Genomic DNA, 13,448 nt, shown 5'->3' on the forward strand with positions numbered 1-13,448 from the left:
CCGTCACCGCAGGAAGGCGGCCGCGACGCCGGCGTCGACCGGGATGTGCAGACCGGTGGTGTGGGTCAACTCCCCGCCGGTCAGGGCGAAGACGGCGTTGGCCACGTGGTCGGGCAGCACCTCGCGCTTGAGGATGGTCCGCTGCGCGTAGAACTCGCCCAGCTTCTCCTCCTCCACCCCGTACACGGCGGCGCGCTGGGCGCCCCAGCCGGCCGCGAAGATCCCCGAGCCGCGCACCACGCCGTCCGGGTTGACCCCGTTGACGCGGATGCCGTGCTCGCCGAGTTCGGCGGCGAGCAGGCGGACCTGGTGGGCCTGGTCGGCCTTGGTCGCGGAGTAGGCGATGTTGTTGGGGCCCGCGAACACGGCGTTCTTGGAGGCGATGTAGACGACGTCGCCGCCCAGTCCCTGCGCGATCATCACCCGGGCGGCCTCGCGCGAGACGAGGAAGGAGCCCCGGGCCATGATGTCGTGCTGGAGGTCCCAGTCCTTGGCGGAGGTCTCGAGCAGCGGCTTGGAGATGGAGATCCCGGCGTTGTTCACGACGAGGTCCACTCCGCCGAAGGCGAGCACGGCGGCCTTGAAGGCCTCCGTGATCTGCTCCTCCGACGTCACGTCCACGGTCACCGCGACGGCCTTGTCGGGTCCGCCGAGCTCCTCGGCGACCGCGGCGGCGTTGTCGCCGTCGAGGTCGGCGACCACGACACAGGCGCCCTCGGCGACGAGCCGGTGCGCGATCGCCTTGCCGATCCCGCTGCCCGCACCCGTGACCAGCGCGACCCGCGTGGCGAGCGGCTTGGGCTTCGGCATCCGCTGGAGCTTGGCCTCCTCCAGGGACCAGTACTCGATGCGGAACTTCTCGGACTCCTCGATCGGCGCGTAGGTGGAGACGGCCTCCGCCCCGCGCATCACGTTGATGGCGTTGACGTAGAACTCGCCGGCCACCCGCGCGGTCTGCTTGTCCTTGCCGAAGGAGAACATGCCCACGCCCGGGATCAGCACGATCGCCGGGTCGGCGCCGCGCATCGCCGGGGAGTCGGGCAGCGCGTGCCGCCGGTAGTAGGCGGCGTACTCCTCGCGGTACGCGGCGTGCAGCTCCTTCAGCCGGGCGACGGCCTCCTCCAGCGGCGCGGCCGGCGGCAGGTCGAGGACGAGCGGCGCGACCTTGGTGCGCAGGAAGTGGTCGGGGCAGGAGGTGCCGAGCGCGGCGAGCCGGGGGTGCTCGGCGGCGGCCAGGAAGTCGAGTACGACCTCGGAGTCGGTGAAGTGTCCGACCTGCGGCCTGTCCTGGGAGGCGAGGGCGCGGACATGCGGCGCGAGCGCGGCGGCCCGTTCCCTGCGCTCGGCCTCGGGCAGGGCTCCGTAGCCCTCGATGACCGGCCCGAAGGGCTCGTCCTTGCCGCGCTCCTGGAGGAACCTCTCGGCGGTCCGGATGATGTGCAGCGAGTTGCGCTCGCACTCCTCGGCGGTGTCGCCCCAGGCGGTGATGCCGTGACCGCCGAGCACACACCCGATGGCCTGCGGGTTCGCGGCCTTGATCGCGGCGATGTCCAGCCCCAGCTGGAATCCCGGCCGGCGCCACGGCACCCAGGCGACCGTGTCGCCGAAACACTCGGCGGTCAGCTTCTCCCCGTCCGCGGCGCAGGCGAGCGCGATCCCGGAGTCCGGGTGCAGATGGTCCACGTGCGCGGCCTCGACCAGGCCGTGCATGGCGGTGTCGATGGAGGGCGCCGCGCCTCCCTTGCCGTGCAGGCAGTAGTCGAACGCGGCGACCATCTCGTCCTCGCGCTCGACACCGGGGTAGACGTCGACGAGCGCCCGCATCCGGTCCAGCCGCAGCACGGCCAGCCCGGCCTCGGTCAGGGTGCCCAGGTCACCCCCGGATCCCTTCACCCACATCAGCTCCACCTCACCCCCGGTGACGGGATCGGTGTCGACGCCTTTCGCGGACGCGTTGCCCCCGGCGTAGTTGGTGTTACGAGGATCGGAGCCCAGCCGGTGGGACCGGGCGAGGAGAGCGGCGGCTTCGGGATGGATGGCCATGATCTTGCAGTCCTTCTTGGAGAGAGGGGGGAGTGCACTTGCTCAGGGGCGCGGGGCCGTATCAATGTGCGGCTCCGCCGCGTGGGCGCGACCAGCCACATCCGGCCCGCACCCGCGACGAAACAGAACCCGGCAGACGCTTACGCGCCCCAACCGGCCTGCTCACCACCAACACGCTCAGCAACGATCTTCTCGGCCCACCCAGACCGCCGATACGCACCCATGGGGTCGGGGTCCAACCCCATCTCCTCCCGCACCTCACGCAGCAGCGGCCGCACGTCGGTGTTGTACGCGTCCATCACGACGGCATTCGCACCGAGGACGTCACCAGAGGCCTGCGCCTCGGCCAGAGCGACGCCGTCGACCAGCAGCGCCTTCGCCGTCGCCTCCTGCACATTCATCACCGAACGGATGATCGCCGGAATCTTCGCCTCGATGTTGTGGCACTGATCGAGCATGAACGCCACGTCGGGCGTGAACCCGCCCCCGCGCACCACCTCGTACATGATCCGGAACAGCTGGAACGGGTCAGCCGCACCCACCATGAGGTCGTCATCCGCGTAGAACCGGGAGTTGAAGTCGAACCCGCCGAGCTTCCCCTCCCGCAGCAGCGTCGCGACGATGAACTCGATGTTGGTCCCGGGAGCGTGGTGGCCGGTGTCGACCACGACCTGCGCCTTCGGGCCCAGCTTCAGACAGTGCGCGTACGCCGTGCCCCAGTCCGGGACGTCGGTCGTGTAGAAGGCGGGCTCGAAGAACTTGTACTCCAGCAGCATCCGCTGGCCGTCCCCGAGCCGCTCGTAGACCTCGGCCAGTCCCTCGGCCAGCCGGTCCTGCCGCGAGCGGATGTCGTCCTGCCCGGGATAGTTCGTACCGTCCGCGAACCACAGCTTCAGGTCGGTGGAACCCGTGGCGTCCATGATGTCGACGCACTCCAGCAGGTGGTCGACCGCCTTGCGCCGCACCGCGGCCTCGGGGTGGCAGATGCTGCCGAGCCTGTAGGCGTCGTCCTGGAAGGTGTTGGAGTTGATCGCGCCGAGCTGCACGCCACGGTCCTCGGCGTGCTTGGCCAGCGCGGCGTAGTCGTCGACCTTGTCCCAGGGGATGTGCAGGGCGACGGTCGGCGCCACGCCGGTGAAGGCGTGCACCTGGGCCGCGTCGTCCAGCTTCTCCTGCGGGGTGCGCGGGACGCCCTGTTGCGCGAACACCTTGAAGCGCGTTCCCGAGTTCCCGTACGCCCACGACGGCGTCTCGACTGCCTGGGTCTTGAGCGCGGCCTTCACCGCGGCGAGCTCGGTCACTTCAGGGCTCCTGTGACGTCGGGTCGGAAGGCTTCTGAAAGGTTCCAAGAACGCGTTCCGAGAAAACTTCGGTGTGAAACGATTCAAGACGGGAAGCTATGAGCCGCTTCGAGGGGTGTCAACCCCTGCGACCAAGCCTGTTGCTCGTGACTCGGCCGTGACCTACCGACATCGAAATATTTTCGACACGAACCCATTGACGTGACATGGGCTGCGTGCCTAACGTCCCGGCAACCAAGTTGAAACCTTTCACGACGCCGTGAGGCAGGCCCCGGGCGTCGTCGAGGAGCCCCTCATGACCCACCCGTCCGAAACGGGTCCTTCCCCGGTGCTGGCGCTCAAGGACATCTCGAAGTCCTTCGGTGCCGTGCGCGCCCTGCGGGACGTGTCCCTGGAGCTGTTCCCCGGCGAGGTGCACGCCCTTGCCGGCGAGAACGGCGCGGGCAAGTCGACCCTCATCAAGACCCTCGCGGGAGTGCACCGGCCCGACGCGGGCCAGGTGCTGCTCGACGGCGCGCCCGTCGTCTTCCACGGCCCCGGCGACGCCCGCGACGCCGGTATCGCCGTCATCTACCAGGAGCCCACGCTCTTCCCCGACCTGTCGATCGCCGAGAACATCTTCATGGGCCGCCAGCCCCGCAGGGCCCTCGGCCGGATCGACCACAAGGCCACCCACGCGGCCACCGCCGCCCTGATGCAGCGGCTCGGCGTCGAACTCGACCCCGACCGCCCGGCACGCGGACTGTCCATCGCGGACCAGCAGATCGTCGAGATCGCCAAGGCGCTCTCCTTCGAGGCCCGCGTCCTGATCATGGACGAGCCGACCGCCGCCCTGACCGGCAGCGAGGTCGCCCGCCTCTTCAAGGTCGTGCGCACCCTGCGCGAACAGGGCGCCGCGGTGCTGTTCATCTCCCACCGCCTGGAGGAGATCTTCCAGATCTGCCAACGGGTCACCACCCTGCGCGACGGCGCCTGGATCTCCAGCGAGCCGATCGACGGCATGACCGAGGACGACCTCGTGCGCCGCATGGTCGGCCGCGACCTCGAAGAGCTCTACCCCAAGCAGGACGTCGAGGCCGGCGAGGTGGCCCTGAGCGTGCGCCGGCTGACCCGGGAGGGGGTCTTCACGGACGTCTCCTTCGACGTCCGGCGCGGTGAGATCGTCGGTCTCGCCGGACTCGTCGGCGCCGGGCGCACCGAGGTCGCCCGGGCGGTCTTCGGCATCGACCGCTGGGACGCGGGCGAGGTCGAACTGGACGGCAGGCGGCTCACCAACGGGGCGCCGTCGGTGGCGATGGCCTCGGGGCTCGCCCTGGTCCCCGAGGACCGGCGCGCCCAGGGCCTGGTGATGGACATGTCCATCGAGCGCAACATCGGCCTCACCGGACTGCGGACGACCGTGAAGGCGGGACTGATGGACCGCGGCGCCGAGCGCAGCCGGTCCCTCGACTGGGCGGTCAGGCTTCAGGTGAAGTACGCCCGCATCGCCGACACCGTCAACACCCTGTCGGGCGGCAACCAGCAGAAGGTCGTCCTCGCCAAGTGGCTGGCCACCGGCCCCAAGGTGCTGATCGTCGACGAGCCCACCCGCGGCATCGACGTCGGAACCAAGGCCGAGGTGCACCGCCTGCTGAGCGAACTGGCCGCCGACGGTGTGGCCGTCCTGATGATCTCCTCCGACCTGCCCGAGATCCTCGGCATGGCCGACCGCGTGCTGGTGATGCACGAGGGCCGCCTCACCGCCGAGATCCCGCGCTCCGAAGCCACCGAGGAAACCGTGATGGCCGCAGCCACGGGGAGGGCCGCCGCATGACGGTCATCAGCCCCGACAAGACCCCCGTCGCCGAGGTGCCCAGGTCGAGCGGCACCCGGCTGGTGGACCGCGTCTTCAAGATGCGCGAACTCGCCATCCTGGTCGTCTTCCTGGTGATGATCGCCGTCACCCAGGCCGGCAACAGCGAGTTCCTCTCCGAGCAGGGCATCAAGGACCTCCTGCTGAACGCGACGATCCTGGTCCTGGTCGCCACCGGCCAGTCCCTCGTCGTCATCACCCGCAACGTCGACCTGTCGGTCGGGTCGACGCTCGGCATCAGCGCCTTCGCCGCCGGAACCTACCTCCAGGGCGGCGGCAACCCGGTCATGGCGATCGCGCTCGCCGTGCTGATGGGCATCGGCTTCGGGCTCCTGAACGGCCTGCTCGTCAGCCTCGGTCAGGTCCCCGCGCTCGTCGTCACCCTGGGCACGCTCTACATCATCCGCGGCATCGACTCCATCTGGGTCGGCTCCCGCCAGATCACCGCGGCCGGACTGCCCGACGGGTTCATCGACTTCGGCTCCGGCGGCATCTCCGCCGTGCCCTACCTCGCGCTCATCGCGCTGGCGGTGCTGGTGGCCACCGCGTACTACCTCAAGCACTTCGGCAGCGGCCGCGAGCTGTACGCCCTCGGCTCCAACCCGGAGGCCGCCCGGCTCGCCGGCATCCCGGTCCGCAAGCGGATCCTCGCCGCGTACACCTTCTGCGGGGCCCTCGCCGGACTCGCCGGCGCGATGTACCTCGCCCGCTTCGGCAACGTGGACTCCGGGACCGGCAACGGCTACGAACTCACCGTCGTCAGCGCCGTCGTGGTCGGCGGTGTCGTCTTCACCGGCGGCTCCGGAAGCGTCTACGGCGCGGCCCTCGGCGCCCTGCTGCTGACCTCCATCAACAGTGTGCTGCCCGCCCTCGGCGTCAGCTCCGTGTGGGTGCTCGCCATCAACGGCATCCTGCTCATCCTCGCCATCGCGGTCGACCGGGTCGTCGCGCTGCGCGTGGCCTCGGCCCTGAAGAAGAGGAACGCCCGCCATGCCTGAGTCCCTCAGCCGCGCGATCCGGTGGGACACGATCGTCGGCGCCGTCCTGATCGTCGTGCTCCTGCTGTCCTTCGGAAGGGTCGACGGTTTCGGAAACGCGTTCAACCTGTCGTTCCTGATCGGCGGCACTCTTCCGATCGCTCTGATCGCCCTGCCGATGACCCTTCTGGTCGTCTCGGGCGAGATCGACCTCTCGGTCGCCTCCACCGCCGGTCTCTCCGGTGCCGTGATGGGCGCCCTGTGGAACCAGGGCATGACGATCGAGACGATCATCCCGATCTGCCTGGCGCTCGGAGTGGTCTGCGGACTGATCAACGGTCTGCTCGTCACCCGGCTCGGGCTGCCCTCCCTCGCCGTCACCATCGGCACCCTCGCCGCCTACCGGGGCATCGCACAGATCGTGCTCGGCTCCGACGCGGTGACCGACTTCCCCACCCAGTACCTGGACTTCGCGTCCGGGCGCATCGGGGACTCGTTCGTCCCGCGGGCCTTCCCGGTCTTCCTCGTGCTGCTCGTGATCGCCGTGGTCGTCCTGCACGCCACGCCGTTCGGGCGCGCCACGTTCGCGATCGGCGCGAGCGAGGAGGCCGCGCGGTTCGCCGGCATCCGGGTCAAGCGGCAGAAGCTGATCCTGTTCACGGTGACCGGGCTGATGGCCTCGTTCACCGGGATCTTCTGGGCGCTGCACTACGCGTCCGCCCGGTACGACAACGCGACGGGGCTCGAACTGTCCGTCATCGCGGCGGTGTTGCTCGGCGGCATCGACTTCGACGGAGGGAAGGGGACGCTGGGCGGCGCGATCGCGGGCGTGTTCCTGCTCGGCACGCTCCAGAACGTGATGAGCCTCCAGGACGTGTCGGCTCAGTCGCAGATCCTCGTCACGGGCGTCCTGCTGGTGCTGTCGGTGCTCGGGCCGCGCGTCGCCAGGCAGATCGTAGTGGCCAGGGCGCAAAGGCTCACGTCGTAGGCCGTCTTGAAGCTGCCGGCCCGTTGTGGCTGGTCGCGCAGTTCCCCGCGCCCCTTGGGGGCGCGTCCACTTCACCCTCGGATCAAAGGACTCCACGCCATGCGCAAGACATCTCTCCGCCGTAGCTGCGCGGCCCTCGCCGCCGGAACCTCGCTCGCCCTGGCGCTCACCGCCTGCGGCGGCACCACCAAGAAGGACGTCGAGAAGGAGGGCGCCTCCGCGGCCTCCGCCGGCAAGGCCGACCCCAACGCGGCCACCAAGAAGGGCCTGACCGTCGGCTTCCTGCCCAAGCAGGTCAACAACCCGTACTTCACCTCCGCGGACAAGGGCGGCGAGGCGGCCCTGAAGGAGCTGGGCTCCAACTACAAGGAGGTCGGCCCGTCCAACGCCACCGACACCGCGGGCCAGGTGAGTTACGTCAACACCCTCACCCAGCAGCAGGTCGACGCGATGGCCGTCTCCGCGCAGGACCCGGGCGCCCTGTGCACCGCGACCAAGCAGGCCATGAAGAACGACATCAAGGTCGTCACCTACGACTCCGACACCAAGCCGGACTGCCGCAACGCCTTCGTCTCTCAGGCCTCCGCCGAGGACCTCGGCCGCACCGAGGTGCAGCTGCTCGCCGAACAGATCGACTACAAGGGCGAGATCGCGATCCTGTCCGCCGCGCAGACCGCGACGAACCAGAACACCTGGATCGACTTCATGAAGGACGAGCTGAAGGACCCCAAGTACAAGGACGTCAAGCTCGTCAAGGTCGCCTACGGCAACGACGACGCCCAGCAGTCCTTCCAGCAGACCCAGGGCCTGCTCCAGGAGTACCCGAACCTGAAGGGGATCATCTCCCCGACCACGGTCGGCATCAAGGCGGCCGCCCAGTACCTGTCCGGTTCCAAGTACAAGGGCAAGGTCAAGCTGACCGGCCTCGGCACCCCCAACGACATGCGCAAGTACGTCAAGAACGGCACCGTCGAGGCGTTCGAGCTGTGGGACCCGGCGAAGCTCGGCGCGCTGGCCGCCCAGACGGCCGTGGCGCTGGTCTCGGGCCAGATCACCGGCAAGGAGGGCGAGACCTTCAAGGCCGGCGGCACCACCTACACCATCGGCAAGGACGGCGTGATCAACCTCGGCAAGCCGACCGTGTTCGACGCCAAGAACATCGACCAGTTCAACTTCTGATCTCCCCCGAACTGATCTCCCCCCGAAGGAGCGGTACTTCATGCAGCGCGTCTGCTTCCTGCTCAAGGTCCGTCAGGACAAGCTCGCCGAGTACCGCGAACGGCACGCAGCGGTGTGGCCGGAGATGCTCGACGCTCTCTCGGCCACCGGCTGGCACAACTACTCGCTCTTCCTGCGCGACGACGGCCTGCTCGTCGGCTACCTGGAGACCGAGGACTTCGCAGCCGCGCAGGCCGGCATGGCGGCCACCGAGGTCAACGCCCGCTGGCAGGCGGAGATGGCGCCGTTCTTCGAGTCGCTGGACGGCGCCCGCCCCGACGAGGCCATGAAACCGCTCACCGAAGTGTTCCACCTCGCCTGACGCCCCGTCAGCACTCTCAGGAGCCGCATCCATGAAGAGACGTACTCTGCTCGGCGCCGCCCTCGCCGGCGCCGTGGTGACCCCCGCCCTCGCCTCCGGTACCGCCCGCGCCGCCGACCCCGGCCCCTCCGTCACCCGCACGGGCACGACCACGCTCGACAGCCAGGCCGTGTTCTTCGTGTCCTACGACGGCCTGGTCAACAACAACTCGTTCCAGAAGAACGGCCTGTTGACCTACAAGGGCTACCAGTACGCCGTCTGGTACACCGCCGACAAGAACGCCGTCGTCGGCCGCCGCGTCCTGGGCGGCAGCACCTGGTCGACGGTCAAGGTCGGGCACACCCTCAAGGCCAGTGACTCGCACAACGTCATCTCCATGGGCGTCTCCAAGGTCGACGGCCGCCTCCACCTCAACATGGACTCCCACAGCGACGGCTTCACCTACGTCAAGTCGCAGGCGGGCCTGATGGACAACCCCGCCGGACTGAGCTGGACGGCCGGCCGCTTCGGCGCACCCCAGTCCACGCTGGACGGCCTCACCCTGACCTCGCAGTTCACCTACCCGCAGTTCATCTCCACCCCCGACGGCAAGCTCCAGCTCAGCTACCGGGCCGGGATATCCGGCAACGGCCGCAACGCCCTCGCGGAGTACGGGGGTTCGACCTGGACCAACCTCGGGGAGTGGTCCAGCTCCACCGGCACCTACACCAGCGAGCACGGCTCCTCGACGGCCCGCAACATGTACTTGCACGGCATCGACTACGACCGCAATGGCCGGCTGCACTCCTTCTTCACCTGGCGTGAGCAGAACGGCGCCGTGATGTGCTCCTCCGGCGGCATCACCAACCACGACACCGGCTACGTCTACTCCGACGACCGCGGCCGCACCTGGCGCAACAACGCCGGCACCGTCGTCGGCACCACCGGCGGCTCCGACAAGGTCGCCGTCACCGACTCCGGCCTGGTCATCGACGCGCTGAACCCGGACCACTCCCTGATGAACCAGGAGAGCCAGTTCACCGACTCCGCCGGCCTGCCGCACGCCATCATCAGCTACGTCCCCGGCCGCTTCGGCCAGTGCACCACCAACTATGTCTCGGACCGCACCGCCAACGGCCGCGCCTTCCACGTCCGCAAGAACTCCTCCGGCGCCTGGCTGAAGACCGAGATCCCCGTCGTGCTCGGCTCCAGCCAGCGCACCAAGTTGATCCTGGACCGGTACGACAACGCCTACGCGATCTTCCCGTTCGGCCGGATCGCCGCGGCGTCCAAGGCGTCCGGCCACACCGACTGGAAGATCCTCTTCGACGGCAGCGGCCTCAACGCCTTCGGCGAGGTCGTGATCGACGAGACGCGCGTCGCGCAGGACAACGTCCTGTCCTTCATGTACCAGGAGAAGTCCAGCGGGACGACGCCGTCCGCACTGCGTGTCGTCGACTTCGCGCTCCCCGCCTGACGCGTCGTGACGGGGCGGTGTGCCGGTAATGTGAAGGCCTGCCCGCCGCCCCTCGTTCCCCTGGAGGTTCCAGCCCGATGGCCCAGTCGGTGGGTATCAAGGACGTCGCCCGTGCCGCCGGAGTCTCGGTGGGCACGGTGTCGAACGTGATCAACCGCCCGGACTCCGTCGCCACCGAGACCCGGGCCCGGGTCCAGTCCGCGATCGACCGGCTCGGCTACGTCCGCAGCGAGTCCGCGCGCCAACTGCGCGCGGGCCGCAGCCGGATCATGGGGCTGCTCGTCCTCGACATGGGCAACCCGTTCTTCGTGGACGTCGCGCGCGGCGCCGAGCGGGCCGCCCGGGACGCAGGGCTCGGCGTGATGGTCTGCAACAGCGCGCAGAGCCCCGGCGAGGAGGCCGAGTACCTCTCCCTCTTCGCCGAGCAGCGGGTCCGGGGCGTGCTGCTCACCCCCGCCGACGCGACCGGCCGCAACATCGACACCTTCCGGCGCCACGGCATCCCCTTCGTCCTCGTCGACCGGGTCGCCGAGGGCACCACGGAGTGCTCGGTCTCCGTCGACGACGTGGCCGGCGGCGCCCTCGCCGTGCGCCACCTCATCGACGCCGGACACCGCACCATCGCCTACGTCAGCGGTCCGCCCGGCTTCAACCAGGTGCGCGACCGCCGCACCGGCGCCCTCAACGCGCTCGCCGAGGCCGGGCTCGCCCCCGAGGTGCTGCGCGAACTGCCCACCGAGCGCCTCGACGTCGCCGCCGGCCGGGACGCCGGTGCCCGCCTCCTCGGCCTCGCCGACCGCCCCACCGCCGTCTTCTGCGCCAATGACCTCCTCGCCCTCGGCGTCCTCCAGGCCATGTACGCGGCCGGGATAAACGTCCCCGACGACCTCGCCATCGTCGGCTACGACGACATCGAGTTCGCCGCCGCCGCGGCCGTCCCCCTCACCTCGGTCCGCCAGCCCGCCGTCACCATGGGCGCCCTCGCCGCCGAACTGCTGTTGGAGGAGACCGAGGCGGAGACCGCTCCGCGCCGGCACGAGCACCGCCGGGTCGTCCTCCAGCCGGAACTGGTCGTACGCCGTTCCAGCCTGTCCGCCCGCTGACCCACGGTTCAGTACGACTTCATGATCCCGGGGATCGGACCTCGGACGGACATGTGCTGAACTGGGACGCACCCACCCCTGTCCGCCCGTCCCGGGAGCCCTGTTGACCGCGACCTACCGCCAGCCCGGCGTCGTCCTCACCGACCGCCGCTTCACCGTGCCCCTCGACCACGACGACCCCACCGGGGAGACGATCGAGCTCTACGCCCGTGAGGTGGTCGCCGGCGACAGGGCACGGCAGGACCTGCCCTGGCTGGTCTACCTCCAGGGCGGCCCCGGCTTCGGCGCGAACCGCTTCGTCGGCACACCCGGCTGGCTCGGCCGCGCCCTGAAGGAGTACCGCGTCCTGCTCCTGGACCAGCGCGGCACCGGCCACTCCACTCCCGCCAACCGGCAGACCCTCCCGCTGCGCGGCGGCCCCGCCGCGCAGGCCGACTACCTCACCCGCTTCCGCGCCGACTCGATCGTCCGCGACTGCGAGGCGATCCGCCCCGCGGTCACCGGCGGCGCCCCCTGGACCGTCCTCGGCCAGAGCTTCGGCGGCTTCTGCGCGGTCGCCTACCTCTCCACCGCCCCCGAGGGCCTCAGCGCCGCCGTGATCACCGGCGGTCTGCCCTCCCTCGACGCGCACGCCGACGACGTCTACCGCGCCGCCTACCCGCGCATCGAGCGCAAGGTCGCCGCGCACTACGCCCGCTACCCGCAGGACGTCGAGCGGGCCCGCCGGATCGCCGAGCACCTGCACAACCGCGAGGTCGTCCTGCCCAACGGCTACCGCCTCACCGTCGAGGCCTTCCAGTCCCTCGGCATCCTCCTCGGCACCGGCGACGGCAGCCACCGCCTGCACTTCCTCCTGGAGGACGCCTTCGTGCGCACCCCGCACGGCACGGCCCTGTCCGACGCGTTCCAGGAACAGGTCCAGACCCTCCTGTCGTACGCCGGCCACCCCCTCTACGCCCTCGTCCACGAGGCGATCTACGCACAGGACGACCGCCCCACCGCCTGGTCGGCCGAGCGGGTCCGCGCCGAGTTCCCGCAGTTCGACGCCGCCAAGACGCTCGCGGGCGACGGGCCGGTGCAGTTCACCGGCGAGTCCATCCACCCCTGGATGTTCGAGACCGACCCGGCGCTGCGCCCGCTGCGCGAGACCGCCGAACTCCTCGCCGCCCGCACCGACTGGACCCCCCTCTACGACGCCGCCCGCCTCGCCGCCAACGAGGTACCGGTCGCCGCGGCCGTCTACCACGACGACATGTACGTCGACACCGCCCACTCCCTGCGGACCGCCCGGGCCGTCCGCGGCCTACGCACCTGGGTGACCGACGAGTTCGAGCACGACGGCGTCCGGGCGGGCGGCCCGCGCGTCCTGGACCGGCTGCTGGCCCTCACCCGCGACGAGGCGTGATCCGGGGGGACAACAGGCCTTAGTCTGCGGGCATGACCGATCCGACGATCACTCAGCTCCAGCCGATGCCCGAGGACTGGCAGCGCGCCCTCGCCGTCGTGGCCCACCCGGACGACCTGGAGTACGGCTGCTCGGCGGCGATCGCCGCCTGGACCGACGCCGGCCGTGAGGTGTCCTACGTCCTCGCGACCCGCGGCGAGGCCGGCATCGACACCCTGGACCCCGCCCGGTGCGGACCGCTGCGCGAGCGGGAGCAGCGGGCCAGCGCGGCGGTCGTGGGGGTGTCGACGGTGGAGTTCCTCGACCACGAGGACGGTGTGGTCGAGTACGGCGTCGGCCTGCGCCGCGACATCGCCGCCGCGATCCGCCGCCACCGCCCCGAGCTGGTCATCACCCTCAACCACCGCGACACCTGGGGCGGCGTCGCCTGGAACACCCCGGACCACGTGGCGGTGGGCCGCGCGACCCTGGACGCGGCCGCCGACGCCGGGAACCGCTGGATCTTCCCGGAGCTGGGGGAGCGGGGCCTGGAACCCTGGAACGGCGTCCGCTGGGTCGCCGTCGCGGGTTCGTCGACCCCCACCCACGCGGCCGACGCCTCCGCCGGTCTGGAGCGCGCGGTGCGCTCACTGCTCGAACACCGCACGTACATCGAGGCGTTGACGGACCAGGACCCGGAGACGTACGCCCGTGACTTCCTCACCGGCAACGCCGCGGCGGTGGGGGAGCGGTTCGGCGGGAAACCGGCCGTCGCCTTCGAACTCTTCGGCCGGTAGCGGCCGG

11 protein-coding genes are annotated in these 13,448 nt (G+C 70.2%); 9 read left to right on the forward strand and 2 right to left on the reverse strand.

Annotated features, from left to right (window positions below; genetic code table 11):
* Positions 1-3: 3 nt before the first annotated feature.
* Together ACH41F_RS13680 and rhaI are read right to left on the reverse strand one after the other, a co-directional pair.
* Positions 4-2,043 (reverse strand): bifunctional aldolase/short-chain dehydrogenase, encoded by a 2,040-nt coding sequence (locus ACH41F_RS13680; RefSeq protein ID WP_391238511.1) that lies wholly within the window; start codon positions 2,041-2,043, stop codon positions 4-6.
* Positions 2,044-2,183: 140 nt separating this feature from the next.
* Positions 2,184-3,344 (reverse strand): L-rhamnose isomerase, encoded by a 1,161-nt coding sequence (gene rhaI / locus ACH41F_RS13685; RefSeq protein ID WP_391238508.1) that lies wholly within the window; start codon positions 3,342-3,344, stop codon positions 2,184-2,186.
* Positions 3,345-3,639: 295 nt separating this feature from the next.
* Here rhaI and ACH41F_RS13690 point away from each other — a divergent pair, with 295 nt between their 5' ends.
* The 9 genes from ACH41F_RS13690 (at position 3,640) to ACH41F_RS13730 (ending at position 13,441) form a co-directional block, all read left to right on the forward strand.
* Positions 3,640-5,157, forward strand: a complete 1,518-nt coding sequence (locus ACH41F_RS13690; protein ID WP_391238506.1) for an ATP-binding cassette domain-containing protein — start codon at positions 3,640-3,642, stop codon at positions 5,155-5,157.
* On the forward strand, positions 5,154-6,194 hold the full coding sequence (locus ACH41F_RS13695; RefSeq protein ID WP_398835245.1) for an ABC transporter permease: 1,041 nt from the start codon (positions 5,154-5,156) through the stop codon (positions 6,192-6,194). The genes ACH41F_RS13690 and ACH41F_RS13695 overlap by 4 nt, the downstream gene beginning before the upstream one ends.
* A complete protein-coding gene (locus ACH41F_RS13700; RefSeq protein ID WP_398835248.1) occupies positions 6,187-7,161 on the forward strand; it encodes an ABC transporter permease in 975 nt (324 codons plus the stop codon). The genes ACH41F_RS13695 and ACH41F_RS13700 overlap by 8 nt, the downstream gene beginning before the upstream one ends.
* Positions 7,162-7,260: 99 nt before the next feature.
* Entirely contained in the window at positions 7,261-8,340 is a 1,080-nt protein-coding gene (gene rhaS / locus ACH41F_RS13705) for a rhamnose ABC transporter substrate-binding protein (protein WP_398835250.1), read from the forward strand.
* 40 nt (positions 8,341-8,380) lie between these two features.
* Entirely contained in the window at positions 8,381-8,701 is a 321-nt protein-coding gene (locus tag ACH41F_RS13710; RefSeq protein ID WP_391238495.1) for an L-rhamnose mutarotase, read from the forward strand.
* Between the two features lie 31 nt (positions 8,702-8,732).
* Positions 8,733-10,157: a BNR-4 repeat-containing protein gene (locus ACH41F_RS13715; RefSeq protein WP_391238492.1), complete on the forward strand. Its 1,425-nt coding sequence runs from the start codon at positions 8,733-8,735 to the stop codon at positions 10,155-10,157.
* Positions 10,158-10,234: 77 nt separating this feature from the next.
* On the forward strand, positions 10,235-11,260 hold the full coding sequence (locus ACH41F_RS13720) for a substrate-binding domain-containing protein (RefSeq protein WP_391238489.1): 1,026 nt from the start codon (positions 10,235-10,237) through the stop codon (positions 11,258-11,260).
* 103 nt (positions 11,261-11,363) lie between these two features.
* Positions 11,364-12,665, forward strand: a complete 1,302-nt coding sequence (locus ACH41F_RS13725; RefSeq protein ID WP_398835255.1) for an alpha/beta fold hydrolase — start codon at positions 11,364-11,366, stop codon at positions 12,663-12,665.
* Positions 12,666-12,697: 32 nt separating this feature from the next.
* Positions 12,698-13,441, forward strand: coding sequence for a PIG-L deacetylase family protein (locus ACH41F_RS13730; protein WP_398835259.1), 744 nt, complete (start codon positions 12,698-12,700; stop codon positions 13,439-13,441).
* Positions 13,442-13,448: the final 7 nt, after the last annotated feature.

The organism is Streptomyces sp. NPDC020489, from assembly GCF_044386545.1.
Taxonomy (GTDB): domain Bacteria; phylum Actinomycetota; class Actinomycetes; order Streptomycetales; family Streptomycetaceae; genus Streptomyces.